27 protein-coding genes are annotated in these 26,247 nt (G+C 60.2%); 10 read left to right on the forward strand and 17 right to left on the reverse strand.

The window, feature by feature from the left end; translation table 11 throughout:
- Positions 1–157 precede the first annotated feature (157 nt).
- Entirely contained in the window at positions 158–343 is a 186-nt protein-coding gene (locus tag F6S08_RS23340) for a CsbD family protein (protein ID WP_016973106.1), read from the reverse strand.
- 201 nt (positions 344–544) lie between these two features.
- On the opposite strand from F6S08_RS23340, the gene F6S08_RS23345 reads away from it, so the two are divergent.
- Positions 545–922 (forward strand): hypothetical protein, encoded by a 378-nt coding sequence (locus F6S08_RS23345; RefSeq protein ID WP_027605603.1) that lies wholly within the window; start codon positions 545–547, stop codon positions 920–922.
- A 55-nt stretch (positions 923–977) separates the two neighbouring features.
- Here F6S08_RS23345 and fadD1 read toward each other — a convergent pair whose 3' ends face one another.
- Together fadD1 and fadD2 are read right to left on the reverse strand one after the other, a co-directional pair.
- Entirely contained in the window at positions 978–2,669 is a 1,692-nt protein-coding gene (gene fadD1 / locus F6S08_RS23350) for a long-chain-fatty-acid--CoA ligase FadD1 (protein WP_027605602.1), read from the reverse strand.
- A 336-nt stretch (positions 2,670–3,005) separates the two neighbouring features.
- Entirely contained in the window at positions 3,006–4,694 is a 1,689-nt protein-coding gene (gene fadD2, locus F6S08_RS23355) for a long-chain-fatty-acid--CoA ligase FadD2 (RefSeq protein WP_065925283.1), read from the reverse strand.
- Positions 4,695–4,917: 223 nt separating this feature from the next.
- Between fadD2 and F6S08_RS23360 the strand changes: the two genes are divergently transcribed.
- The gene (locus F6S08_RS23360; RefSeq protein ID WP_065925284.1) at positions 4,918–5,862 is read left to right on the forward strand and encodes an alpha/beta hydrolase; all 945 of its coding nucleotides are present in this window, start codon (positions 4,918–4,920) and stop codon (positions 5,860–5,862) included.
- Positions 5,863–5,919: 57 nt separating this feature from the next.
- Positions 5,920–6,390, forward strand: coding sequence for a MaoC family dehydratase (locus tag F6S08_RS23365; RefSeq protein ID WP_003175719.1), 471 nt, complete (start codon positions 5,920–5,922; stop codon positions 6,388–6,390).
- A 146-nt stretch (positions 6,391–6,536) separates the two neighbouring features.
- Here F6S08_RS23365 and F6S08_RS23370 read toward each other — a convergent pair whose 3' ends face one another.
- Complete coding sequence (locus F6S08_RS23370; protein WP_032891010.1) at positions 6,537–7,004, reverse strand: ferritin-like domain-containing protein; 468 nt, start codon at positions 7,002–7,004, stop codon at positions 6,537–6,539.
- 207 nt (positions 7,005–7,211) lie between these two features.
- On the opposite strand from F6S08_RS23370, the gene F6S08_RS23375 reads away from it, so the two are divergent.
- Together F6S08_RS23375 and F6S08_RS23380 are read left to right on the forward strand one after the other, a co-directional pair.
- Complete coding sequence (locus F6S08_RS23375) at positions 7,212–7,448, forward strand: DUF3820 family protein (RefSeq protein WP_017139191.1); 237 nt, start codon at positions 7,212–7,214, stop codon at positions 7,446–7,448.
- Between the two features lie 10 nt (positions 7,449–7,458).
- The gene (locus F6S08_RS23380) at positions 7,459–8,634 is read left to right on the forward strand and encodes an aminotransferase class V-fold PLP-dependent enzyme (RefSeq protein WP_074847513.1); all 1,176 of its coding nucleotides are present in this window, start codon (positions 7,459–7,461) and stop codon (positions 8,632–8,634) included.
- 102 nt (positions 8,635–8,736) lie between these two features.
- On the opposite strand, the gene F6S08_RS23385 is transcribed toward F6S08_RS23380, so the two are convergent.
- From F6S08_RS23385 to zwf, 3 genes are read right to left on the reverse strand one after another with little or no spacing between them, the layout of a single operon-like run.
- Positions 8,737–9,402 carry a bifunctional 4-hydroxy-2-oxoglutarate aldolase/2-dehydro-3-deoxy-phosphogluconate aldolase gene (locus F6S08_RS23385; RefSeq protein ID WP_026067364.1) on the reverse strand — a complete coding sequence of 222 codons (666 nt, stop codon included), beginning with the start codon at positions 9,400–9,402 and terminating at the stop codon, positions 8,737–8,739.
- Between the two features lie 17 nt (positions 9,403–9,419).
- On the reverse strand, positions 9,420–10,133 hold the full coding sequence (gene pgl / locus F6S08_RS23390; protein WP_027605597.1) for a 6-phosphogluconolactonase: 714 nt from the start codon (positions 10,131–10,133) through the stop codon (positions 9,420–9,422).
- Positions 10,120–11,586 (reverse strand): glucose-6-phosphate dehydrogenase, encoded by a 1,467-nt coding sequence (gene zwf / locus F6S08_RS23395; protein ID WP_027605596.1) that lies wholly within the window; start codon positions 11,584–11,586, stop codon positions 10,120–10,122. The genes pgl and zwf overlap by 14 nt, the downstream gene beginning before the upstream one ends.
- Positions 11,587–11,805: 219 nt before the next feature.
- Here zwf and F6S08_RS23400 point away from each other — a divergent pair, with 219 nt between their 5' ends.
- Complete coding sequence (locus F6S08_RS23400) at positions 11,806–12,666, forward strand: MurR/RpiR family transcriptional regulator (protein WP_169898656.1); 861 nt, start codon at positions 11,806–11,808, stop codon at positions 12,664–12,666.
- Between the two features lie 155 nt (positions 12,667–12,821).
- Here F6S08_RS23400 and F6S08_RS23405 read toward each other — a convergent pair whose 3' ends face one another.
- From F6S08_RS23405 to F6S08_RS23450, 10 genes are all read right to left on the reverse strand, one after another.
- Entirely contained in the window at positions 12,822–13,667 is an 846-nt protein-coding gene (locus tag F6S08_RS23405) for a D-hexose-6-phosphate mutarotase (RefSeq protein WP_074847514.1), read from the reverse strand.
- Between the two features lie 100 nt (positions 13,668–13,767).
- Entirely contained in the window at positions 13,768–15,114 is a 1,347-nt protein-coding gene (locus F6S08_RS23410; protein WP_027605594.1) for a carbohydrate porin, read from the reverse strand.
- Positions 15,115–15,200: 86 nt separating this feature from the next.
- A complete protein-coding gene (locus F6S08_RS23415) occupies positions 15,201–16,361 on the reverse strand; it encodes an ABC transporter ATP-binding protein (RefSeq protein WP_065939136.1) in 1,161 nt (386 codons plus the stop codon).
- Positions 16,362–16,363: 2 nt separating this feature from the next.
- Complete coding sequence (locus F6S08_RS23420) at positions 16,364–17,209, reverse strand: carbohydrate ABC transporter permease (RefSeq protein ID WP_027605592.1); 846 nt, start codon at positions 17,207–17,209, stop codon at positions 16,364–16,366.
- Positions 17,202–18,110 carry a carbohydrate ABC transporter permease gene (locus F6S08_RS23425; protein WP_003175732.1) on the reverse strand — a complete coding sequence of 303 codons (909 nt, stop codon included), beginning with the start codon at positions 18,108–18,110 and terminating at the stop codon, positions 17,202–17,204. Before F6S08_RS23425 ends, F6S08_RS23420 begins: the two co-directional genes overlap by 8 nt.
- A gap of 80 nt (positions 18,111–18,190) precedes the next feature.
- Positions 18,191–19,477 carry an ABC transporter substrate-binding protein gene (locus F6S08_RS23430; protein WP_027605591.1) on the reverse strand — a complete coding sequence of 429 codons (1,287 nt, stop codon included), beginning with the start codon at positions 19,475–19,477 and terminating at the stop codon, positions 18,191–18,193.
- Positions 19,478–19,581: 104 nt separating this feature from the next.
- Positions 19,582–20,841 carry an AGE family epimerase/isomerase gene (locus F6S08_RS23435; RefSeq protein ID WP_315872390.1) on the reverse strand — a complete coding sequence of 420 codons (1,260 nt, stop codon included), beginning with the start codon at positions 20,839–20,841 and terminating at the stop codon, positions 19,582–19,584.
- 150 nt (positions 20,842–20,991) lie between these two features.
- Positions 20,992–21,837: an ATPase gene (locus F6S08_RS23440; protein WP_065947868.1), complete on the reverse strand. Its 846-nt coding sequence runs from the start codon at positions 21,835–21,837 to the stop codon at positions 20,992–20,994.
- Between the two features lie 127 nt (positions 21,838–21,964).
- Complete coding sequence (locus F6S08_RS23445; protein WP_027605588.1) at positions 21,965–22,963, reverse strand: NAD-dependent epimerase/dehydratase family protein; 999 nt, start codon at positions 22,961–22,963, stop codon at positions 21,965–21,967.
- A 52-nt stretch (positions 22,964–23,015) separates the two neighbouring features.
- Positions 23,016–23,909, reverse strand: coding sequence for a LysR family transcriptional regulator ArgP (locus F6S08_RS23450; protein ID WP_065925928.1), 894 nt, complete (start codon positions 23,907–23,909; stop codon positions 23,016–23,018).
- Positions 23,910–24,009: 100 nt separating this feature from the next.
- Here F6S08_RS23450 and F6S08_RS23455 point away from each other — a divergent pair, with 100 nt between their 5' ends.
- The 4 genes from F6S08_RS23455 (at position 24,010) to F6S08_RS23470 (ending at position 26,117) form a co-directional block, all read left to right on the forward strand.
- Positions 24,010–24,411 carry an ACT domain-containing protein gene (locus F6S08_RS23455; protein WP_027605586.1) on the forward strand — a complete coding sequence of 134 codons (402 nt, stop codon included), beginning with the start codon at positions 24,010–24,012 and terminating at the stop codon, positions 24,409–24,411.
- Positions 24,412–24,416: 5 nt separating this feature from the next.
- Positions 24,417–25,016, forward strand: coding sequence for a LysE/ArgO family amino acid transporter (locus F6S08_RS23460; RefSeq protein WP_074847519.1), 600 nt, complete (start codon positions 24,417–24,419; stop codon positions 25,014–25,016).
- A 178-nt stretch (positions 25,017–25,194) separates the two neighbouring features.
- A complete protein-coding gene (locus F6S08_RS23465) occupies positions 25,195–25,791 on the forward strand; it encodes a superoxide dismutase (protein WP_003212997.1) in 597 nt (198 codons plus the stop codon).
- A 149-nt stretch (positions 25,792–25,940) separates the two neighbouring features.
- Positions 25,941–26,117: a hypothetical protein gene (locus F6S08_RS23470; RefSeq protein ID WP_159440256.1), complete on the forward strand. Its 177-nt coding sequence runs from the start codon at positions 25,941–25,943 to the stop codon at positions 26,115–26,117.
- Positions 26,118–26,247: the final 130 nt, after the last annotated feature.

Genomic DNA, 26,247 nt, shown 5'->3' on the forward strand with positions numbered 1-26,247 from the left:
TTTCGCCGCAAAAAGGGGGTCGTGGGCGACTCAGGGGCCGTTTTCTACATCAAGGTAGCCTATTTGGCGACCTTGAAACAATTTCGAAACTTTAATCACTGCATGTGACATAAAAACGGCCATCCGTGGATGGCCGTCGGGCTGCACGATGGCAGTCTTACTTGGTCGCTTTTTTCACCGCGTCCTTGGTGTCGCCCACGGCTTTTTCAACCTGGCCTTTCTTTTCCTGCACGACGCCTTCAGCGCGTAGTTTGTCGTTGCCGGTGACTTTGCCGACGCCTTGCTTGATGTTACCGACGGCTTCGTCTTTCAAACCTTTTGCCTTATCCGCTGTGCTGCCCATGGTATTTCTCCGAAAGAACAATCAAAGGGTTTTGGTCATTACGTAGAGATTGACCCAAGGCCGTTCGGCAGAGTTTCAATTATTTTTCGGTGAACATTTCATCGCCAACGACAGGTTTGGCTTTATGTTTTGCAGCCAACCCACGAGAATGCCCGGCACATTCAGGCTCCAACGCTGAATAACAGATCCCGTAGGAAGGTTATGAAACTCAATAAAGCACAGGCCATCGCCCGCAGAAACCAGGAACTGGGCGGTGCCGTACTCGGCGTCAATAACTGCCACTTCACCGACCTGGACCGCAAACGCAACATCTGGTGGTTCGATCTGCCGGTGGGGCGTATTGCCGTCGGCCAGTACGAGTGGATTCACCTGTTGATGCACAACGCCGAGACCGACCAGCTGCTGCACCTGAAGGTGCCGACCGTGTTCCTGCGTGAAAAGCTCGAGGGACTGGTGGTGCGCAACGCAGGCAAGCGCAAGCCGGAGATTACCCTGGAGCTGAGCGCGGATAAGGATTCGTTCTTGAAGGATGTGCGGCCGGCGGGTGCGGGTGTCAGCTTCGCGCAGTTCGCCGTGTAAGAACGCGGTCAAAAAAATGTGGGAGGGGACAAGCCCCTCCCACATTTGGATCGGATTACTTTTTAAGACCGAGTTTCTTCAACTCTTCATCGCGCAATTCGCGGCGCAGGATCTTGCCCACGTTGGTGGTCGGCAACGCATCGCGGAACTCCACGGCCTTTGGCACTTTGTAGCCGGTGACATTGGCGCGCATATGCTCCATGACCTGCTCCTTGGTCAGGGTGGCGCCCGGCTTGACCACGATGAAGAGCTTGATGTGTTCGCCGGACTTTTCATCCGGCACACCGATGGCCGCGCACTGCAGCACGCCCGGCAGGCCCGCCAGCACGTCTTCCAGCTCGTTGGGATACACGTTGAAACCGGAGACCAGGATCATGTCTTTCTTGCGATCGACGATGCGCATGTAGCCATCCGGCTGGATGATCGCGATGTCGCCGGTCTTCAGCCAGCCTTCGCTGTCGAGCATCTCGGCGGTGGCGTCTTCGCGCTGCCAGTAGCCCTTCATCACCTGCGGGCCCTTGACGCACAGTTCGCCGACTTCACCCAGGGCCAGCTCGACGCCGTCGTCGGTGATGACCTTGCACAGGGTCGACGGCACCGGAATGCCGATGGTACCGATCTGGATATGCTGGATCGGGTTCACCGTGGCCACCGGGCTGGTTTCGGTCATGCCGTAGCCTTCGCAGATGCCGCAACCGGTCACGGCTTTCCAACGCTCGGCCGCCGCCAGTTGCAGGGCCATGCCGCCCGACAGGGTGACTTTCAGCGCGGAGAAGTCCAGCTTGCGGAAGGCTTCGTTGTTGCACAGCGCCACGAACAGAGTGTTCAGGCCGACAAAGCCGCTGAACTTCCACTTCGACAGTTCCTTGACCATCGCCGGCAGGTCGCGCGGGTTGCTGATCAGGATGTTGTGGTTGCCGATCAGCATCATCGCCATGCAATGAAAGGTGAATGCATAGATGTGGTACAGCGGCAGCGGCGTGATCAGGATCTCGCAACCTTCATTGAGGTTGGAGCCCATCAGCGCCTTGCATTGCAACATGTTGGCGACCAGGTTGCGGTGGGTGAGCATCGCGCCCTTGGCCACGCCGGTGGTGCCACCGGTGTATTGCAATACGGCCACATCGCCGCTGGCCGGGCAGACTTCGTTGACCGCTTGCCCCTGGCCCTTGGCGAGTACGTCGTTGAACTTGATCGCCTTGGGCAAGTGATAGGCCGGGACCATTTTCTTCACGTACTTGATGACGCTGTTGATCAGCAGGCGCTTGAGCGGCGGCAACAGGTCGGCGACTTCGGTGACGATCACATGCTTGACGGCGGTCTTGGGCACGACCTTTTCCGCCAGGTGGGCCATGTTGGCCAGGCAGACCAGCGCCTTGGCGCCGGAATCATTGAATTGGTGTTCCATTTCCCGCGCGGTGTACAGCGGGTTGGTGTTGACCACGATCAGGCCGGCACGGATGGCACCGAACACGGCGACCGGGTATTGCAGGACATTGGGCAACTGCACGGCAATGCGATCGCCGGGCTTCAAGTCGGTATGCTGTTGCAGGTACGCGGCGAAGGCGCCGGACAGTTCGTACAATTCACCGTAGGTGATCGTCTTGCCCAGGTTGCTGAAGGCCGGTTTGTTGGCGAAGCGCTGGCAGGACTGCTTCAATACCGCCTGAATATTCGGATACTCGTCTGGATTGATTTCTGCAGCAATCCCGGCGGGGTACTTATCCTTCCAAAAGTCTTCGTGCATGGAAGCCCACTCCTCAGCGACGCGAATTCATCATCGCATTTGATGCGATTATTATTGGTGTATGTTTTTTTTGGTGAATCTGGCGCTTTCAAGCAGGCCTAGACGTCACAAAGCGCGCCGAGAGTAGCAGCTTTGCCAAGGGCCGACTAGAGCCTAAAGAGGGCCCCGCAGTCATAATCACGACTGTCCTACAATATTTGGTCACACTTTAAACAGAAGTGAAATACCTTGATGAAAGGCTCTGGAATAAGGCCTTCAGGACGACGCACGACAAATGTGGGAGGGGGCAAGTCGAATCGTCGCACCGCCCCTCCCACATTTTTACCGCATCTCACATCAGGCGATGTCGCGTAGTTCCCTGCGCAGGATCTTCCCTACCGGCGTCATCGGTAACGAGTCGCGCAACACAATGTGCTTGGGCACCTTGTAACCCGTGAAGTTGGTCTTGCAGTACGCCTTCAACTCCTCAAGGCTCACCCCTTCTGCACGCGCCACCACGAACAGCTTCACCGCCTCCCCCGTGCGCTCGTCCGGCACGCCGATCACCGCGCAGTTGGCCACGGCCGGATGGGCCATCACCACGTCCTCGATTTCGTTGGGGTATACATTGAAACCCGAGACGATGATCAAATCCTTCTTGCGGTCGACAATGCGCACAAACCCATCTTCGTCGATCACCGCGATGTCACCGGTCTTCAGCCAGCCTTCGGCGTCCAGGGCCTCAGCAGTGGCCGCCGGTTGCTGCCAGTAGCCCTTCATCACCTGCGGGCCCTTGATGCACAACTCACCGCGCTCGCCCAGGGGCAGCTCGGTGCCTTCGTCATCAATTACCTTCATCGCCGTGGCGGGCACCGGGATGCCCACGGTCCCCAGGCGTGATTTCTTGCCGTAGGGGTTGGTGCTGGCCACCGGCGAGGTTTCCGTCAGGCCATAGCCCTCGCCGATCGAGCAGCCGGTGATCTGCTCCCAGCGTTCGGCCGTAGCCTTGATCAGGGCCGTACCGCCGGAGTTGGTGAGCTTGAGGTGGGAGAAATCCAGGTTCTTGAACTCCGGGTGGTCCATCAACGCCACAAACAGCGTGTTGAGCCCCAGCAGCCCGGTAAAGCGCCACTTTTTCAGCTCCTTGATAAACCCACCGATGTCCCTGGGGTTGGTGATCAGTACGTTGTGGTTACCCGAGACCATCATGCACATGCAGTTCGCGGTGAAGGCATAGATATGGTACAGCGGCAGCGGCGCGATCATCACCTCCTGCCCTTCCTTGATCAGCGGGTGGCCGTCGTCGCCCACCTGGGACATGCACGCGCGCGCCTGTTGCATGTTCGCCACCAGGTTGCCATGGGTGAGCATCGCGCCCTTGGCCAGGCCGGTGGTGCCGCCGGTGTATTGCAGCACGGCAATATCGTCCAGGTTCACCGGATGGCGCGTCACGCCGAGGCCCGCGCCCATGCGCAGGGCGCGCTTGAACGACACCGCACGCGGCAGGTGGTAGGCCGGGACCATCTTCTTGACCTTGTCGACCACGGTGTTGACCAGCCAGCCTCTGGCAGCGGGCATGAAGTCGCCCATCCTGGCTTCGATCAGGTAGTCGATCTCGGTGTCGGTGCACACGTCCTGCACCCGCGAACCGAACAGGTTGAGGTAGACCAGGGCACGCACGCCGGCGTCCTTGAACTGGTGGCGCATCTCGCGCGGGGTGTAGAGCGGGTTGGTGTTGACCACGATCAGCCCGGCGCGCAGTGCGCCGAACACGGCAATCGGGTAGTGCAGCACGTTGGGCATCTGCACGGCGATGCGCTCGCCGGGCTTGAGGTCGGTGTGCTGCTGCAGGTAGCCGGCGAACGCCGCACTCTGGCGCTCAAGCTCGGCGTAGGTCAGGGTGACGCCCATGTTGCTGAATGCCGGACGGTCGGCAAAGGCCTTGCACGAGCGCTCGAAGACTTCGATTACCGACTTGTAGGCCGACAGGTCGATGTCATTGGGAACGCCCGCCGCGCGTTTGTCATTCCAGAAATCAGGTTGCATTATTCTTGTCCCCTTACCTGAAGGTGTCCGGCCGCTTTTATAGAAAGCGGAGCTTGGGGGACGTTAGCAGCTATGGCCAAGCAGGCAAATACAGCAAATTGCGTCATTGATTGTATGAATCTTGTCCCTGATGCGCAGGCAGATACCCCGTCGCCTGACAGATGAGCTATACACTGCAACAACGTCGAGCAGACCTTGAGCAGACCTTGAGAAAGGGAACCCCATGAACCACAGCACCTTCTGGCTGACCGCGAATGACCGCAGCCGCCTGTACGTCAATCATTGGATGCCCGACGGCCCGGCCAAGGCGGTGGTCATGCTGTCCCACGGCATGGCGGAGCACAGCGGGCGCTATGCGCGGCTGGCCGAAGCCTTGTGCAGTGCAGGCTATGGCGTGTATGCGCCGGACCAGCGTGGCCACGGCCGCACCGCCGACGAAGGTACGCTGGGCCTGTATGCCGAAAAGGATGGCTGGAACAAAGTGGTCGGCGACCTGGCCAGCCTCAACCAGCACATCGGCCAGCAGCAGCCGGGGCTGCCGATCATTTTGCTGGGCCACAGCATGGGCAGCTATATCGCCCAGGCCTACCTGCTGCACCACAGCGCCAGCCTGCATGGAGCGATTCTCAGCGGTTCGAATTTCCAGCCCGTGGCGCTGTACCGCGCCGCACGGCTGATCGCTCGCGCCGAACGCCTGCGCCAGGGTGTGCGCGGGCGCAGTGCGTTGATCGAGTTCCTGTCGTTCGGCTCGTTCAACAAGGCATTCAAGCCCACTCGCACCGCGTTCGACTGGCTCAGCCGTGACCCGAACGAAGTCGACAAATACATCAACGATCCACTCTGCGGCTTCCGCTGTACCAACCAACTATGGATCGATCTGCTCGGCGGCTTGCAGCAAATCAGCAAAGCGTCCAATCTCGCCCAGATCGATCCGGGCCTGCCGATCCTGGTGATGGGCGGCGAATGTGATCCGGTCAGTGAGGGCAAGCGTCTCAAAAGCCTGGCCCATGCCCTGCGTGAGGCCGGCAGCCAGCACCTGCAACTGAATATCTACCCGCAGGCGCGTCACGAAGTGTTCAACGAAACCAATCGCGACGAAGTCACCGCCGATGTGCTGACGTGGCTCGACCAGGCCCTGACCTTGCGCAGGCCGGCCCACTGCGAATAAATTTACGTTTAAAATCAGATAGTTAAATTACCGATTAGCCACAGGATGCACCTTTAGATGACCCAGGTAACCAACACCCCGTACGAAGCCCTTGAAGTCGGCCAGACCGCCAGCTACAGCAAGACCGTCGAAGAGCGTGATATCCAGCTGTTTGCCGCCATGTCCGGCGACCACAACCCGGTACACCTGGATGCCGAATACGCCAAGGCGACCATGTTCAAGGAGCGTATCGCCCACGGTATGTTCAGCGGCGCCCTGATCAGCGCGGCCGTTGCGTGTGAGCTGCCCGGGCCGGGCACTATCTATATCGGCCAGCAGATGAGCTTCCAGAAGCCGGTGAAAATCGGCGATACCCTGACCGTGCGCCTGGAAATCCTCGAGAAGCTGCCGAAGTTTCGCGTACGCATTGCCACCCGTGTGTTCAACCAGCGCGATGAGCTGGTCGTGGATGGCGAGGCGGAAATTCTTGCACCACGCAAGCAGCAGGTCGTGACCTTGACCGAGTTGCCGCCGATCAGCATCGGCTGAGTACGGTTTTCAAGGCCAACACCCTGCAAATGTGGGAGGGGGCTGCCCCCGATGGCGGTGTGTCAGTCATTGAAATATCGACTGATCCACCGCTATCGGGAGCAAGCCCCCTCCCACATGTCTTACACAGCAGCGCTTAGGAGCGCTTACGACTGAGCGCGAGCCTGGTTACGCAGGGCTTTTACCTGGTCGTGATTGCGTTGCACGCCGTGGTACTGACGCTCAACCAGGTCACGAATGCCCAGCAGGTTGTGCTTGTTGATCTTCTCGATGGCTTCTTTATAAGCCTTCAGTGCGTGATCTTCGCCGCGCTCGGCTTCGTTCAGCACAGCCTCTTCGTCCTTACCGGTCACCATCGACTTCACGTCGACCCAGCCACGGTGCAGGGCGCCGGCTACGCTGCCGGAGTCTTCCGGATCACCGCCCAGGGCACGCACGGCGGTCTTCAATTCGGCGGCGGCGGTAGCGCAGTCAGCGGAGCGCTTGGCAAACAGCGCCTTGAGTTCCGGATGCTTGATGTCTTCTGCGCATTCCTTGAAGCCTTTCTGGCCGTCGATGCTGGTCTCGATCAGGTCGTTCAGTACGGAGATCGATTCTTTGTTGATGTCAGTCATTTTTCAATTCCTTAGGCAGGTGAAGAAGGGTTGCCTTAATGATTGCAGCGCTCGTGCCAGGTTTTGAAAAATTACTTTTATGTTTATTTTCAATCACTTAAAAATATTTGAACCATCTGTATGTACGTTATTTGCATGATCTGTCATTTGGCCTTCATGCAGAATGCCTGTATTTTCGAAGACCTCGCCTCACTCAATACGAAGCCCATGAATCCCGAAAAACTCGAACTGCTGATCACCCGCGAAATGCCCTTCGGCAAGTACAAGGGCCGGATCATCGCCGACCTGCCGGGTCCCTACCTGAACTGGTTCGCCCGCGAAGGCTTTCCCCACGGCGAACTGGGTGGGTTGCTGGCATTGATGCAGGAAATCGACCACAACGGCTTGTCTGAATTGTTGGAACCGCTGCGCGTTAAACACGGCAAACCCGCCCCCCGCCATTAAGAGACTCGCCATGCCAAGGAATGCTGACAACGAACCTCACTGGCAGGCCATCGCCCAGCGCTATGCGCTGGAGCCCGGCCCGATCAACCTGGAGAACGGCTACTTCGGGCGTATGAGCCGCGAGGTGCAGGCGCAGTACCTGGAGCATGTGGCGTTTATCAACCGCAGCAACTCGCTGTATGTGCGCCAGCGCTTCGAGCAAGGTGAAAACGTCGAGATCCGTCGCCAACTCGCAGGCCTGATCGACGTCGACCCCGAGGCAGTCGCCTTTACCCGCAACGCCACCGAAGCCTTGCAGTCGCTGATCCGCAACTACAACCGCCTGCAACCCGGCGATCAGGTGCTGATCAGCGACCTGGAGTACGACACGGTCAAAGGCGCGATGCGCTGGTTGGCGGGGGTTCGCGGTGTGGAGGTGATAGAACTGTCCCACACCCACCCGGCCAGTTTCGACAGCCTGATGCAGACCTATCGCGATGCGTTCGCCCAATACCCGCGCCTGAAGCTCATGGCACTGACCCATGTGACCCACCGCACCGGCCTGGTGATGCCCGTAGAGGCCATCGCCAAGGCTGCGCGTGAGCATGCCATCGACGTGATCCTCGACGGCGCCCATGCACTGGGCCAGATCGAGTTCAACCTCGCCGAACTGGGCATTGCGTTCGCCGGCTTCAACCTGCACAAATGGATCGGCGCGCCGCTGACCCTGGGGTTTCTCTATATCGCCCCCGAACGCCTGGCAGATATTGATCCGGACATGGGCGAGTTCCACTACCCCGCCACCGACGTGCGGGCACGTACGTCGTACAGCACGCCGAACTTTCCGGCACTGATGACCTTGCCGCTGGTACTGCAAGAACATCGCGCGCTGGGTGGCGCGGCGGCCAAGGGCGCGCGGATCAATTACCTGCGGGATTTATGGGTGAGACAGGTGCGACCGTTGCCGGGGATCGAGGTGCTGACGCCGGATGATCCACGGCTGTATTGCGGGATTACGGCGTTCAAGTTCAGCGGGCGGGATCAGCAGGTGATGGTGGATCGCATGCTCAAGGACTATGGGCTGTTCACTACTACGCGCACCGGTGCGGCGTTTGGTACCTGTATCCGCGTGACACCGGGGTTGGTGACGTCGGCGGAGGACATCAATGTCCTGGTCAATGCCATTACCGAGCTAAGCAGAGATTAAAGGTGGGCCTCAGGTTTTTACCGGCAAAAAAAAAGCGGTACACCGACCAAGTGCACCGCAAAAATGCCGTTAAGCACAGCAACAACGATTCGATGAATCAGATCAATCCAGCAGCGCCAGCGCCTGCGCGGTGACTTCCTGGATGCGGGCCCAGTCGCCGTTCTTGACCCACTCCGGGTCAAGCATCCAGCTGCCGCCCACGCACATCACGTTTTTCAACGCCATGTAGCTTTTGATATTGGCCGGGCCGACGCCGCCGGTCGGGCAGAATTTCACTTCGCCGAACGGGCCGCCCAAGGCCTTGATCGCGGCGACACCACCGCTGACTTCGGCCGGGAACAGCTTGAAGCGACGGTAGCCCAGGCCGTAGCCTTCCATGATGCCGGAGGCGTTGCTGATGCCTGGCAGCAGCGGGATCGGGCTGTGCACCGAAGCTTCCAGCAGGTCACGGGTAATGCCGGGAGTGACGATAAATTGCGAACCGGCGACTTCCGCCGCTTCAAGCATGTGGCGGTCGAGTACGGTGCCGGCGCCGGTGCACAGTTCAGGCCGCTGCTCACGCAGCACCTGAATGGCCTTGAGGCCGAACTCGGAACGCAAGGTCACTTCCAATGCGGTCAAACCACCGGCTGCCAGGGCATCGGCCAGCGGCAGGATGTCCTGCTCGCGGGCAATGGTGATCACCGGCAGGATCCGCGCCTTGGCGCAGAGGCTGTCGATCAGGGCAACTTTATCCGCCATGGACACGGTCGGTTGAGGGCTTTTCATAGCGGCTGATCCTTGGCTCATGGGCACCAGTAAATCTCTAAAGTAGGTTGCAAAAACGCGCGAATCGGCATGGCAGCGACGTCGTCACTGGCCAGCGCGGCGCTCAAGGTGGTCAATTTCGAACTGCCGGAAATCGACAGCGCGGTGTAGTGGGCCGTGGCCAGCAATGCGCGACTCATGGTCAGGCGCTGGTGCGGCACGGTCGGCGCCAGCATCGGCCAGCAACGGCGGGTACCGTCGGCCTGCAGTGCAGCGGCGAGGTTCGGGCTGTTGGGAAACAGCGATGCGGTGTGGCCGTCATCGCCCATGCCCAGCACCAGCACATCAATGGCCGGCAACTCGGCCAGCAGGCGATCGGCCTGCTCGGCAGCGTCTTCAAGGTTGGCGGCGGCGCTGTACAGGCTGAGGAACCTGGCCTTGGCCGCCGGGCCTTGCAACAGGTGCTGCTTCAACAGGCCGGCATTGCTGTCGGCGTGTTCCACCGGCACCCAGCGCTCATCGGCCAGGGTGATGGTGACCTTGGACCAGTCCAGGCCTTGCTTGGCCAGGTTCTGGAAAAACGCCACGGGGCTGCGGCCACCGGACACCACCAGGGTCGCTTCGCCACGGGCACTGATGGCCGCGCGCAGTTGTTCGGCCACGTCGTTGGCCAGGCCGTCCGCCAGCAGCACAGGCGTGCGGTACTCGTGGGCAGTCACGCCCCGAGGCAGTTTCAATTCAGATATCGCCATACCAAGACCTCCCATCCCGCGTGATCAGTGCAATCGAGCTCATCGGCCCCCAGGACCCCGCCGCATACGGCTTGGGCGCATCACCGGATTTTTTCCACCCGGCGATCAACTGGTCACACCACTTCCACGCGGCTTCGATTTCATCTTTGCGAACAAACAGGTTCTGATTGCCGCGCATCACTTCCAGCAGCAAACGCTCGTAGGCATCGGGGATGCGCGCGCTGCGATAGGTGTCGGAAAAATTCAATTGCAGTGGCCCGCTGCGCAGTTGCATGCCCTTGTCCAGGCCCTGCTCCTTGGTCATCACGCGCAGGGAAATACCTTCGTCCGGCTGCAGGCGGATGATCAGCTTGTTGCTGATCTGCAGGCGCTGTTCGGGGGCGAAGATGTAGTGGGACGGTTCCTTGAAATGGATGACGATCTGCGACAGCTTCTGCGGCATGCGCTTGCCGGTGCGCAGGTAGAACGGCACCCCGGCCCAACGCCAGTTACGAATATCGGCGCGCAGGGCGACGAAGGTTTCGGTGTCGCTCTGGGTGTTGGAGTTCTCTTCTTCCAGGTAACCGGGCACCGGCTTGCCGGCGCTGTAGCCGGCGATGTACTGGCCACGCACCACTTGAGTGGTAAGGCCATCCGGGCTGATAGGCGCCAGGGCCTTGAGCACCTTGACCTTCTCGTCACGGATGCTGTCGGCGGACAGGTCGGCCGGCGGGTCCATGGCGATCAGGCAAAGCAGTTGCAGCAGGTGGTTCTGGATCATGTCGCGCAGCTGGCCGGCCTTGTCGAAATAGCCCCAACGGCCTTCGATACCGACCTGCTCGGCCACGGTGATTTCCACGTGGGAGATGTAGTTCTGGTTCCACTGGGTTTCGAACAGACTGTTGGCGAAACGCAGGGCGATCAGGTTCTGGACGGTCTCTTTGCCCAGGTAGTGGTCGATACGGTAGGTGCGGTTTTCCGGGAAGAACTGCGCCACGGCGTCGTTGACCTTGCGCGAGGATTCCAGGTCCGAACCGATGGGTTTCTCCAGCACGACGCGGGTGTTTTCCGCCAGGCCGACCTTGGACAGGTTCTCGCAGATCGCACCGTACACCGCCGCAGGCGTGGCGAAGTAGGCAATCAGGCGTTGTTCGGTGCCGGCCTTTTCCGCCAGGGCCACGTAGTCATCGGCTTTCATGAAGTCGACGTGGACATAGGTCAGGCGCGCCAGGAAGCGCTGGGCGATGCTCTCGTCCAGTTCCTTGCCGACGTATTTACGCAATTCTTTTTCGATATGGGCCAGGTGTTGCTGCTCGGAACCGGCTTCCCGGGCCAGGGCCAGGATACGGGTATCGTCGTGCAGCAGCCCGGCGCCATCGAGTTGATAGAGGGCAGGAAATAACTTGCGCAGCGCCAGATCACCCAAGGCGCCAAACAGGGCAAAGGTGCAGGGTTCTACGGTTATCGAAGGCATGATGTTTGTTCTTTTATCAAGTTAAGCTACAAATACCTTTTTTCAAGGCATCACTCAAGGAAAAATGTAGTAATAACCACAACATTTTCCGGAAATACGCATTCCGAGTGGTGGTGTTCAGCTACCCTCAGTAGGATAGGCCACCGCAAAAGGCCACTCGTCGATTGGTTGCCACCCTTTATTTGCATCGTCGCCCGAAGGAAAGACTGAATGGACCGCGTGCGAAATCTTCTGGAACAGATCCGGAACCGCCTCGAAGAATTGAACAAGGCTGAGAAAAAAGTGGCCGAGGTCATCCTGCTCAACCCGCAGCAGGCGACCCGCTTCTCCATCGCAGCCCTTGCCCAGGCCGCCTCGGTCAGTGAACCGACGGTCAACCGTTTCTGCCGTTCGTTCGGCGTCAGCGGTTACCCTGAACTTAAATTGCAGTTGGCGCAAAGCCTGGCCAGTGGCGCAGCGTATGTCAGCCGCGCCGTGGAGGCCGATGATAACCCCGAGGCCTACACCCAGAAGATCTTTGGCAGCGCCATCGCCTCGCTGGACGCCGCCTGCCAGGCCCTGGACCCGGCCCTGATCAGCAAGGCCGTGGACCTGTTGATCCAGGCGCGGCAGATCCACTTCTTCGGCCTGGGCGCTTCGGCGCCGGTGGCCATGGACGCGCTGCACAAGTTTTTCCGCTTCAACCTGGCGGTCACCGCCCACGCCGACGTGCTGATGCAACGCATGATCGCCTCGGTGGCCCACACGGGCGAGCTGTTCGTGATTATTTCCTACACCGGGCGCACCCGTGAGCTGGTGGAAGTGGCGCGTATCGCCCGGGAAAACGGTGCGTCGGTGCTGGGCGTAACCGCCGAGAACTCGCCGCTGGCCAAGGCCAGTACCGTAAGCCTGAACATTCCACTGCCCGAAGACACCGACATCTATATGCCGATGACCTCACGGATCATTCAGTTGACGGTGCTGGATGTGCTGGCGACCGGCATGACCTTGCGCCGTGGAGTGGATTTCCAGCCGCATTTGCGCAAGATCAAAGAGAGCTTGAATGACAGCCGGTATCCGGTGGGGGATGAGTTCAACTAAGCCCCTGCCACCGTAGCAGCTGCCGAGCGCAAGCGAGGCTGCGTCGGCTGCGACTCGGGCTTGAATCGGCAGCGCGCCTGACGCAGCCTCGCTTGCGCTCGGCAGCTGCTACGGTTTTGCGCAGTGTCGGATAAGACGGTATCTACGACAATGTGCTAGGCGCCTGCCCGCGCCTGCAAACTGAGATGCGCCCTCTCCCCCGGCGCCAGACTCGCCCCGGCCATCGCCGACTCCACGCACACAAACCCCGACGCTTCGTTGAAGCTCACCCCCAGCAGCGGCCGGCTGCCGGGATGCCATACGACGGTGTCGGCGCTGTCGCCGGTATCAATGCACAATTCACGCTGCCAGGCGTGATCCTTGAGGTGCAGTTCGCCATCGTGCTGGAACACCCGCTGGCAGCCGCCATCAACCCTTAGTTCGCCTTCCTGCTGGCACGCCTGACGATTGAGCTGGTCGTAACCGTGCGCGCCGTCGAGCCCAGACAGCGCTATCTCATCAACGTGACCAATACGCCAGTAAGCGTGCAAAGCATGGCTCAACTGGCACGGCAACTCGTCCTGGTGCTCGGTGCTCAGGCGCAGTTCCAGGGTGTCGCCCAGGTGCGCGTGCAGGTCGACCTGCCAGTCGCACAGCTGCAATTGCCAGTGCAGGCGCACGCCGTCGTCGTCGCTGCTGCTGTCGAGCAGTTTCCAGTCGATCAACCGCGCCCAACCATGGGACGGCCACGCGTTTTCGCACGGATGGCGGCCATACCACGGCCAGCACACCGGCACGCCGCCACGGATGGCGCCGACTTGCGGCCACTTGGCTGCGCACCACAGCCAGGGTTTCTGGCCACGGGGCTGAAAGTGCAACAGTTGCGCGCCCTGGCGACTGAACACCGCCTGGCACAGCGGATGGTCGATCACCAACACGTCGCGCATCTGAAAGCGCTCCCAGGCGAACACCGGACGCTCGCGCAGGGATTTGAAAAAGCGTTGCAGCGGTTGCTCATGCATGTGCCACGGTCCCAAATATCACAGTGCCACCCAAAAAAAAGCGGATAGCCATGGCTACCCGCAAAATGCGCACAGAGAGAAGGAGCTTATCGCAACAGCGTTAGAACGTAGACTGAATTTTCAGGCCCGCCACCAGCGCGTTGTCGACTTTATCCACGCCGCCCGGTTGGACAACGTATTGCAGGTTGGGACGCACGGTCAGCCAGTTGGTGACGTGGAAACCGTAGTTGATTTCGAAGTTGTACTCGGTTTCGCGGATCGGCGAGAACAGCGGGTTGTCGTAGTCGGCCACGCCGTTGGCGGCATTCAGCAGTTCGGCGTTTTTCTTCACGTCATCGTTGACGTGCAGACGCGCAGCACCAATACCGACGTCATCTTTCGGACGCGCGTCGAATGGGCCTTTGTACACCAGCATCAACGACTGGTAGTTGTCGACCAGGTTGGTTTCCTTGTCGTGGAAGGTCGCGTTGGCGGCGATGTTCAAGCCACGGGAAGCGTCGCCGTTATGGGTGGTGAGTTGCTGCTGGGCAACGAACCAGTAGCCTTTTTTGCTGCTGCGGGTACGGTAGGCCGCACCGGTGGTAGCAGCATCGTTGCCATTGACGTCTTCACGAACGTCAGCAGCATCGGCGGCGCTCTTGTAGTAACCCACACGGTATTCGCCCGGCAGGTTATTCACCTTCGGCGACCAGACCAACTCCACCGGAATCACGGTGCCCTTGGTGCCGCTGCCGCTGAGTTTGAAGCCGTTGCCGTGCTCCAGCTGCGACGGGTTCTGGTTGTATGCACCGATTTGCGCATACAGCTCAGGCGTGATGTTGTACTTCACGCGGATCGCGGCCTGGCTGACCGGCCAGTTGTACCAGGTGTTTACATAGTTGCCGACCTGGGAGCCACAGAACGACAGGTTCTGGAAGTCGCACGGGAAGGTGTTGAAGTCTTCGCCTTCACCGAAGTAGCCGAGCTTCACGTCCAGCTTGTTGTCGAACATCTGGTGCTGAATCCAGAACTGGGTCAGACGCACCATGTGGCCACGACCGTAGACTTCCATGGACGAGCTCAGCGTGCCGGCACGCGGGTCGCCAATGCGGTCGTTGGAGATGTTCTGGCCATTACGGTTAGTCAGCTGGATCTTGGCCTGGGTGTTATCCCAGCCCCACAGCTTTTGCAGGTCCAGCGCCACGCCCAACCCGAACTGGTCGGAGTAACGGCCGGTCTTGTCGTCGTTGTAGCCGCCGCGCAGGTTGGCGCCCATTTCCCCTACGTAGTCAGCCTTGATGTCGATACCTTGCTCGATCAGCTTGGTACGCTCGCCGCCCCAATCACCGGTCATCCACTTGGAGTCGGCACTGAATGCATCGGCCGCCATCGCATTGGCGGACAGTACAAGGGCTGCTGCTGCTGACAGTTGGCAGATCAGCCGAGTGTTGTTGTGTTGCTTTTTCATCCCTACATCCTCGTCTTTATTGTTATTAAACTGTTTTTATCTAACGCGGGTTACTTTTTTTCATCTAAAACAACAACTTATCTACTTCAGCGACCTTTGAATTGGGCCACGTTGTCCGCATGCCCCTGTGCGGGCAATGAAGAAGCAGTGCCGAGGCGCTCGCCCGTGTTGGCGTCGAACAGCAATACCTTGGATGGATCGAATTGCAGTGTCAGGGTCTCGCCCACCTGCGGCGCCACATCAGGCGCCAAACGGCAGCAGACCTTGGTGTCATTGAGCTGCACAAACACCAGTGTGTCCGGGCCGGTCGGCTCGGTGACCTGGACCTCGGCACGAATGCTCGATGAACCATTACCCTCACCCGCCGCCAACACGATCTGCTCCGGGCGCAGGCCCAGGATCACATCACGGTCTTCCAGGCCGGCGTCGTTCATACCCAGCGGCAATTCGCATCGCGCCTGGCCGCTGTCGAGCAGCGCCACCAACTTCCCGTCCTTGCGTTTTAGGCGCATAGGAACGAAGTTCATCGGTGGTGAACCGATAAAGCTTGCCACAAATAGGTTAGCAGGGTCGTTGTAAATTTCTTTCGGCGTGCCGAATTGTTGGATGATGCCGTCCTTCATCACCGCCACCTTATCGCCCAGGGTCATCGCTTCGATCTGGTCGTGGGTCACGTAGACCGTGGTGGTCTTGAGGCGCTGGTGCATCAGCTTCATTTCGGTACGCATCTCGACGCGCAGCTTGGCATCGAGGTTCGACAGCGGTTCGTCGAACAGGTAGATCTTCGGCCGACGCGCCAGGGCCCGGCCCATGGCCACGCGCTGTTGCTGGCCGCCGGAGAGCTGGCCCGGCTTGCGGTTGAGCAGGTGTTCGATCTGCAGCAGCTTGGCCACGCGCGCCACTTCGGCGTCGATGTCGGCCTGGGGCATCTTGCGGATCTTGAGGCCGAACTCGATGTTCTCGCGCACGCTCATGGTCGGGTACAGCGCGTAGGACTGGAACACCATGGCGATGTCACGGTCCTTGGGGCTCATGCCGCTGACGTCCTGGTCGCCGATCATGATCGCGCCGCCGGTGATGGTCTCAAGGCCGGCGATGCAGTTCATCAGCGTTGACTTACCGCAACCCGAAGGGCCGACCAGGATCAGGAACTCTCCCTCTTTGATCGACAGTTCGATGTTCTTCAAGGTGTCGGGCAGGCCGGCGCCATAGGTCTTGTTTACATTGCGAAGTTCAAGCGTAGCCATGATTACCCCTTGACCGCGCCGGCCGTCAGGCCGCGCACGAAATACTTGCCTGCGATCACATAGACCAGCAGGGTCGGCAGCCCGGCGATCATCGCCGCCGCCATATCCACGTTATATTCCTTGGCCCCGGTGCTGGTGTTGACCAGGTTGTTCAGCGCCACCGTGATGGGCTGGGAGTCGCCACTGGAGAACACCACACCGAACAGGAAGTCATTCCAGATCTGGGTGAACTGCCAGATCAGGCAGACCATGATGATCGGCGTGGACATCGGCAGAATGATCTGGCGGAAGATGGTGAAGAAACCCGCTCCGTCCAGGCGTGCCGCCTTGATCAACGCATCCGGGATGCTCACGTAGTAGTTACGGAAGAACAGCGTGGTGAACGCCAGGCCGTACACCACGTGCACAAACACCAGGCCGGTGGTGGTGCTGGCCAGGCCCATCTTGCCGAGGGTGAACGACGCGGGCAGCAGCACGGTCTGGAACGGCAGGAAGCAGCCGAACAACAGCAAGCCGAAGAACAGCTGCGAACCACGGAAGCGCCAGAACGACAGCACATAACCGTTCAGCGCACCGATGGCGGTGGAAATCAGCACGGCCGGCACGGTGATCTTGAGCGAGTTCCAGAAGTAGCCATCCACGGTGGCCCAGGCCTTGACCCAGCCGATGCCGCTGACCACGGTCGGCCAGCTCAACAGGTTGCCGGTGCTGATGTCTTCCGGGGTCTTGAAGCTGGTGAGCAACATCACCACCAGCGGTACCAGGTACAGCAACACTGCAAGGATCAGCACCGCGTAGATCGCGATGCGGCTCAGGCTGATGGCAGGTTTGGCAGCGAGACTAGTCATTACGCTTGGTCCTCAGCTCGGAGTAGAGGTAAGGCACGATGATCGCGAGGATCGCACCGAGCATCAGGATTGCACTGGCCGAGCCCATGCCCATCTGGCCACGGCTGAAGGTGAACGAGTACATGAACATCGCAGGCAGGTCGGACGAATAGCCCGGGCCACCGGCCGTCATCGCCGCCACCAGGTCGAAGCTCTTGATCGCAATGTGCGCCAGGATCATCACCGCACTGAAGAACACCGGACGCAGGCTGGGCAGCACCACGCTCCAGTAGATGCGCGGCAGGCTCGCGCCGTCGATCTGGGCGGCACGGATGATCGACTGATCAACGCCACGCAGGCCAGCGAGGAACATCGCCATGATGAAGCCGGAGGCTTGCCACACGGCGGCAATCACCAGGCAGTAGACCACGCGGTCCGGGTCGATCAGCCAGTCGAGACGGAAGCCTTCCCAGCCCCAGTCACGCAGGAGTTTGTCCAGGCCCATGCCCGGGTTGAGCAGCCATTTCCAGGCGGTACCGGTGACGATCATCGAGAGCGCCATCGGGTACAGGTAAATGGTGCGGATAAAACCTTCGCGGCGGATTTTCTGGTCGAGGAAAATCGCCAGCGTCACGCCGATCACCAGGGTGATGCCGATGAACATCCCGCCGAACAGCGCCAGGTTCTTGCTCGCCACCCACCAACGGTCGTTGTCGAACAACCGCTCGTATTGCGCAAGACCCGCCCATTTGTAGCTTGGCAGGAACGTAGAGGTGGTGAACGAGAGCACAAACGTCCACAGGATGTAGCCGTAGAAGCCCACCAACACGATGAACATGCTGGGCGCCAGCACCAGTTTGGGTAGCCAGCGCTGCAGTGCATCGAACGGCGAGGCTTTGCTGAACACAGCAACAGAACTCATGGGGAAATCCAATACAGGGAAAAAGGACTACAGAAGCACGCCTTGTGAGGGGTCAGGGGTCCCCCTCACAAGGTCAACCATTACTTGGCAGACTTGATCGCAGCGCCGAGTTTCTTGGCGGTGTCGGCCGGGTCGGCTTTCGGGTCGTTGATGTAGTTGGTCACGACATCGAAGAACGCACCTTGCACCGCCAGGGTGGTGGCCATGTTGTGCGCCATGCTTGGCTGCAGGCCGCCGGTCTTGGCGTCAGCCAGGAAGTCCTTGGCGGCAGTCTGGGCGCAGGAGTCGAAACCGTAGGAGTCCATTTTGTTCAGCATGTCGTTGCGAACAGGGATCGAGCCCTTGTTGATGCTGAACACCTTCTGGAAGTTTTCACCCAGCACGACTTTGGCGATGTCCTGCTGGCCAGCAGCAGTGCCTTTGTCTTTCTGCTTGAACACCGCCAGGGAGTCGATGTTGTAGGTGAAGGCTTTGTCGGTGCCCGGGAAGGCTACGCACTCGTAGTCTTTGCCGGCGACTTTCTTGGCGGCAGTCCATTCGGACTTGGCCCAGTCACCCATGATCTGCATACCGGCCTTGCCGTTGATGACCTTGCCTGCTTCGAGGTTCCAGTCCTGGCCTTTGCCGTCGACGTCCATGTAGGTCGCGACTTTCTTCAGCTCGGTCAGGGACTTGACCATTTCCGGGCCGGTCAGCGCAGCGTTATCGAGGTCGACCAGGGCTTTCTTGTAGCCATCGGCGCCCATTACCGACAGGACCACCGCTTCGAACACGGTGCTGTCCTGCCAAGGCTGGCCACCGTGGGCAAGCGGGATAAAGCCCGCGGCCTTGAGCTTGTCGCCGGCGGCGTAGAATTCTTCGAGGGTGGTTGGGTTCTTGGTGATACCGGCTTTCTTGAAGACTTCCGGGTTGATCCACAGCCAGTTCACGCGGTGGATGTTGACCGGTACGGCAACGTAGTCGCCGTCGTACTTCACGGTGTCGGAGACTTTCTTGTCGAGCAGGGAATCCCATTTTTCGTCTTTGGCGACGGACTTCAGGACGTCGGTGTCGAGCAGGCCGGTAGAGGCCCACTCCTGGATGTCGGGGCCTTTGATCTGGGCAACGCCTGGCGGGTTGCCGGCGACCGCGCGGCTTTTCAGCACGGTCATGGCAGTAGCGCCACCGCCACCTGCGACGGCGCCGTCTTTCCAGGTGAAGCCGTCTTTCTCTACTTGGGCCTTCAGGACATCTACAGCCGCTTTTTCGCCACCCGAGGTCCACCAATGCACAACTTCAACCGTCCCTTTGGAGTCGGCGGCAAATGCACTGAGGGGAAACAACGAGGCAACGGAAATAGCTACGGCGAGGCGATTAATCGCGTTCATCTGAATACCTTTTCTTGTTGTTATGCATGCAAGTCTGGAGCTTGCGCTGCACGGAGTTTAAACATGGTTTTTTCGAGCACAGGTAACAAAGGGATGCACAAATGTCACCACTTGGTGACATAACACCCAGCGCCTAAAGCGCTGGCCATGCTCGGTGCCAGGGGCAGTGCAGGCAGCACGACCGCTTGCCAGGCATGGTACAGGTCCGGTTTACCGCCCCAGATGGTGCTGCTGGGCTGGTTGTGCGGGCTGAGTTCGTGGTGCCAGCTGCCGTGGAGGCGGTCGATGAAATGGGTGTCGCAAAACTCCCAGAAACGCCGGTACCAGGTTTCGTAATGCAGCTCACCCGTGCGTTTGAGCAAGGCCTGGGCAGCGGCGCTGGCTTCGGCGTGGGTCCAGTGCAGACGCTCGCGCACGACCGGGCGGTGGTTCCAGTCCAGGGTGTAGACGATACCGGGGGCGCCATCCACGGCCCAGGCATAGTCGCAGGCGCTGGCGAACAGGCCCTTGGCGGCGCTCAGCAGCCAGTCCGGCGTGGCCAGCCCGGCCTGCAGGCGCGCGGCTTCCAGGTGCAGCACCAGCCGCGCCCACTCAAAGCCATGGCCAGGGGTGATGCCATACGGGCGGAAGCCATCGGCGGGGTTGTCTTCGTTGTAATCGAGCAGGGGTTTCCATTGCGCGTCGAAATGCTCGATTACCATGAACTGGTTGGCGGCGGCGTGGGTATGAATCACTCGCTCGACGATGCGCAGGGCGCGATCCAGCCAACGTGTGTCGGCGGTGACATCGGCCAGGGCCAGGAAGGCTTCGGTGGCGTGCATGTTGCTGTTGGCGCCGCGATAGGCTTCGACGCCGCTCCAGTCCCGGGCGAAGGATTCGAGCATCACGCCCTCCTCTTCGCTCCAGAAGAACTGGTCGATGATATGGATGGCGTTGTTCAGCAGATTTTGCGCACCGGGCGCGCCTGCCACCACGGCCGAGCTGGCGGCCAGGGCGACAAAGGCATGCAGGTAGGCCGCCTTGCCGCTGTTGCCGTCCAGGGCCTGGGGCACGGCGAACCAGCCACCGTGTTCGCTGTCACGCAAAGGTCCGCCCAGGGCCGCAACACCGTGCGCCACCAATTCGGCATAACCCGGCAAGCCCATGGCATGGGCCATGGCGAAGCTGTGGGTCATGCGCGCGGTATTCATGGTTTCGGCGCGAGCATCGGCCGGCAACTGGCCTCTGTCGTCGAGGTTGCCAAAACCCTCAGGCAGACGGGAGGCCTTGGCGAAGGCCAGCAGGCGCTGCCCTTCGGCGGCGAGCCAGTCGTGATGGGCAGGTGCATTCAGCCAACTGCTGGCAGGCAGTGGTCGCGTGGTCATGGGTGGCCCTTATTATTGTTTGTGGGATGACCGGAGTCTAAACAAGGGCAAGGTGGGGGCAAGTAACGAAGGGGATGGGAAATGTCACCAGATGGTGACATTCAAGCCCCTAGGCGGCCTGTGGCAAGCAAGCTTGCCACAGGCCCGATATTACTGGCCGAGCGGCGTTGCTGCCGCCGGCGCATTCAGGCGCTGATTCAGGTTCTGCACCTGGCTCTGCAAGGTGGTGATATTGCGGGTGGTCTGGATGCGGAACACGTCGAACTCCTTGTTGGTCGGCGCATCGCTGTTGGCCGGCTGGCTGTCCTGGGCGCTTTTGAGTACCACGAGGTCCTGCTCAAGACGGGCGATGGCTGCGCTCGGGTTACCTTGCTTTTTCAAGGCGGCCACATCAGCAGCCAATTCCTTTATCTCCGTATCGCGCTTGCCGGCATCGCCCTGCGCTGCCTTCAGGGTGGCCACTGCATCGGTCAAGGCTTGCACCTGGCCCTGCAGCTTGGCATTGGCGCTCGACAGCTCAGTGGTGCTGGCAGTCATTTGCGCCAGGCGCTTGTCCAGCTCGGTGGCCTGGCCGGCAACGCCGAGTTGCTGCTTGCCCTGCTCCAGCAACTGGGTTTCCAGCTGTTTGATCTGCAGTTTCAGCGCTTCGCTGCCGTTGTTCACGTTGGCTTCACTGGCTACGACCTTGCCGGAAATGTCCTGCAGGCGCCCTGCCGCTTCTTCGCTGATGCGCGCAAAGCTTTCCTGGGTGGCTACCAACTGCTGGCCCATCAGGGAAATCTGCTGGAAGCTCCACCAGGCCAGGCCGGCGAAGGCGATCAGCAGCGCGCCGATCAATGCCCACAGCGGGCCGGTGCTGGCGCCCTTGACCTTGACCACGGGCGTGTTGCGCGAACGCACCGAGGTGGCCGGGGAAGGTTCGAAATCATCGTCATCCCCAAGATCGGCCCGCAGGCTGGGAATGTTGTCGAAATCGTCTTTGGCATCGTTACGCATGAATCAACCCTGAATCGGTGAGTTAGCTGGCTGGAAAGCCGAGCGACGGGAGTATAAACCCCAACCCCATCGCGTTGATCGACCCGGAACCTGGAATTCGGTTCCCGATGTGTTGCCTGTTGTGACCTTATTTGAACCCGGGATCCTGGGCCTTCCACCAACTGCAGAACTCGTCGAGGGCAGTCCACAGGCTGACCTTGGGCTCGTAATCCAGATAATGCCTGGCCCGGCTGATGTCGAGGGTGAAATCTTTGTTCATTACCTGCATGCCCAGGCGCGATAACGCCGGCTCCGGACGACCGGGCCACATTGCGCAAAAGGCTTCGTTAAGCGCCGCCACGCTGTAGGACAAGCCGTAGGAGCGATAACGGGTCACCTGGGGCAGCTCCATTTGGCGCATCACGTAATTGACCACATCCCACACCGGCACCGGCGTGCCGTTGCTGATGTTGTAGGCCTTGCCCAGGGCCGAACCGGTGGCCAGCAAGCTGCTGAGCAGCGCTTCGTTGAGGTTGTGCACACTGGTGAAGTCGACCTTGTTGAGACCATCGCCGACGATAGCCAGGCGGTTCTTGCGCTGCATCTTCAACAGGCGCGGGAAAATACTCATGTCACCGGCACCGGTGACGAAACGCGGGCGCAGGGCCAGCACCTCGAGGCCGAACTCCTGGGCGCCGAACACTTTCTGTTCGGCCAGGTACTTCGTGGCCGCATAGGGATGCTTGAAGCGCTTGGGGACTTGCTCTTCGGTCAACCCGAGGTGATCGCGCCCGTCGAAGTAGATCGACGGCGACGACAGGTGCACCAGACGGCCCACGCGCTGCTTGAGGCAGGCTTCCACGACGTTTTCAGTCACCAGCACGTTGCCTTGATGGAAGTCCTGGTACTTCCCCCACAAGCCCACGGCGCCTGCACAATGCACCACGGCTTCGACATCGCGGCACAGGTCGCGCACCAGGTCGGCATCACTCAAGTCACCCTGGATAAACTCGGCACCGCGTCGAACCAGGTGCTCCACACCCTCGGCGCGCCGCCCGTTGACCCGCACGTCCAGGCCCTGCTCCAGGGCGAAACGCGCAAAGCGCCCGCCGATGAAGCCGCTTGCGCCGGTGACCAGAATCTTCATGTATTACCCCGTGTTCTTTCATTTTTCATCGCTGTTGCCTTGACGACCGCCATCAGTCCAACGGCACCAACCATTGTCCACAGGCTTGGGCCAGGTGGTCGGTCAACAGGCCCAACAGCTGCCCGCCGCTGCGCCAATGATGCCAGTACAACGGTACATCGATGGGCTTATCTGGCATCAACTCGACCAACACGCCCTTTTCCAGTTGGTCGCGCACCTGCAACTCAGGCACCAGCCCCCAGCCGAGCCCGGCTTCCGCCAGGCGGATAAAGCCTTCGGACGATGGGCATAAATGGTGTTCGAAACCGCCGTCCACGCCCAGAGACGCCAGGTAGCGGTGCTGCAGGAAATCATCCGGGCCGAACACCAGTGCCGGTGTGCGCGCCAGTTGCTCGGCACGCACACCTTGGGGGAAATGCCGTGCAACAAATGCAGGGCTGGCCAACGCCCGATAACGCATGGCGCCGAGCAACAGGCTGCGGGCTCCGGCCACCGGGCGCTCGCTGGCGCAGATACAGGCGGCTACTTCCCCGGCGCGCATGCGCTTGAGTCCCACCGTCTGGTCTTCTACGACCAGATCCAGCAGCAAATGCTGCTCGGCACAGAAGTCGCTGACCGCCTCGGCCCACCAAGTGGCCAGGCTGTCGGCATTCAGGGCGATGCGCAGGCGTTCAGGCATGCCTTCTTCGTCCAGCGCCGGCACCTGGCTTTGCAGGTCGCGCTCCAGCAGCCGCACCTGCTGCACATGGTTAAGCAAACGCCGACCGATATCGGTGGGCGCCGGCGGCGTAACCCGCACCAGCACCGGCTGGCCGATGCGTGCTTCCAATAACTTGATGCGCTGGGAAATCGCCGATTGCGAGAGCCCCAATACCTGGGCACCGCGCTCGAAGCCGGCCTGTTCCACCACCGCCGCCAGGGCGGAAAGCAATTTATAGTCGAACATCAGTTTCTCTAATGAGCGATCAGCAATATTGGTTTTTCTTATACAGCCTGGACCACGAGAATAGCCAGCATCGCTTCTCTCTTTAAAAGGAACCTTCACCATGGCTGGCGAAACCGCCCTGGCAACCCTGCTGCGCAGCATGAGCCCGCAGCTCAATGACGGTGACTACGTGTTCTGCACCCTGCCTGACCATCGTATCCCGGCCGGTTGCGAGGCCATCGGCAGCTTTCGCGAGCAGGAAGGCCTGACCCTGATCCTGGAGCGCCGGCAGGCGGAACAGGCCGGGCTGGCGTTCGACTACATCGCCGCGTGGATCACCCTGAATGTGCATTCAGCGCTGCAAGCCGTGGGCCTGACGGCCGCCTTCGCCAGCGCACTCGGCAAAGCCGGGATCAGTTGCAACGTGATCGCCGGCTACTACCACGACCACCTGTTCGTCGGCCGTGCGGATGCCGAGCGAGCCATGGACGTATTGCGGCAACTGGCAGCGACTTCGGAGTAATGGTTATGTGGCAAAGCTATCTGAACGGATTATTGGTGGCCCTGGGGCTGATCATGGCCATCGGCACGCAAAACGCATTTGTATTGGCGCAAAGCCTGCGCCGTGAACATCACCTGCCGGTGGCGGCGTTGTGCGTGGTGTGCGACGCCTTGCTCGTGGCCGCCGGGGTATTCGGCCTGGCGACGGTGCTGGCACAAAACCCGCTGCTGCTGGAGATTGCCCGCTGGGGCGGCGCCGCGTTCCTGCTGTGGTACGGCACCCTGGCGCTGCGCCGGGCGTTTTCGACACAGGGCCTGGAGCAAGGGGGCGACCTCAAGGTCCGCTCATTGCGCGCCGTATTGCTCAGCGCCTTGGCGGTCACGTTGCTCAATCCTCATGTGTACCTGGACACGGTGCTGCTGATCGGCTCACTGGGCGCGCAACAAACCGAACCCGGCGCCTACGTGGCCGGGGCCGCGAGTGCATCGTTGCTGTGGTTCGCCACCCTGGCGCTCGGCGCGGCCTGGCTGGCGCCATGGCTGGCACGCCCGGCGACATGGCGCCTGTTGGACCTGTTGGTAGCGGCGATGATGTTCAGCGTGGCCTATCAATTGATCAGCGCCTGATGAATATTCCAAAACGCTCTGGAACCTCTATCCCACACAGTTGTTGCGTGGTTTTGCCGCACCCCCGGTGCTATGATCCGGACCCTGCGCCGCAAAGAGTACAAACTCCCCGGCGCTTGTTTGGCCGCCCGTGATCGGCCTTGCGCTCACCGCAACTGACCTGATTAGGAGAATCATCATGGCTTTCGAATTGCCGCCGCTGCCCTACGCACACGATGCCCTGCAGCCGCACATCTCCAAGGAAACCTTGGAATACCACCACGACAAGCACCACAACACCTATGTCGTGAACCTGAACAACCTGGTGCCAGGCACCGAGTTCGAAGGCAAGACCCTGGAAGAAATCGTCAAATCTTCTTCGGGCGGCATCTTCAACAACGCCGCTCAGGTCTGGAACCACACCTTCTACTGGAACTGCCTGGCACCAAACGCCGGCGGCCAACCCACCGGCGCGCTGGCTGAAGCCATCAACGCCGCGTTCGGTTCGTTCGACAAGTTCAAGGAAGAATTCACCAAGACGTCCGTCGGCACCTTCGGTTCCGGTTGGGGCTGGCTGGTGAAAAAGGCTGACGGTTCCCTGGCCCTGGCCAGCACCATCGGCGCCGGCAACCCGCTGACCAGCGGCGACACCCCGCTGCTGACCTGCGACGTGTGGGAACACGCCTACTACATCGACTACCGCAACGTGCGTCCAAAGTATGTGGAAGCGTTCTGGAACCTGGTCAACTGGAAGTTCGTCGCTGAGCAGTTCGAAGGCAAGACCTTCACTGCCTAAGCAACCCTTGCAGTAGAAAGAGCCCGGCGATTGCCGGGCTTTTTTGTGGGTGCAGCATAGGCAAGCCAGAAATACTGGAACCCACCAATAGGATTCACCACACAAGGGGTAGGAGGAATAAACCTCTTAATCACGTGTGAGGAATTACGATGGATCCTATGTCGGCGGCAACGGGCGCAATCCCAATGATAACGGGACTTCTTGATAAGGGTATGGATCTGGCCAAAGGAGTAATGGACATGACAAACGAGGAAATCGACATAGCCGGTGGCGGCGAAAAGATCGGCGGGGAAGGACAACAACCACAGGGTCCGGTTAATTACTAACACCGCCGGCTCGCAGAAGGCGGACCGGCTCCGCCTTCTCTCCAGTCAATATTTGTACCGCATGCTGATTCTTTATCCACGTCTGCCAGGCACCGATCTGCGTTGGTACCTCTCAATGCTGGTCAGCCAA

It is taken from the genome of Pseudomonas sp. JV449, from assembly GCF_032424295.1.
In the GTDB taxonomy this organism is placed as follows: Bacteria; Pseudomonadota; Gammaproteobacteria; order Pseudomonadales; family Pseudomonadaceae; genus Aquipseudomonas; species Aquipseudomonas marginalis.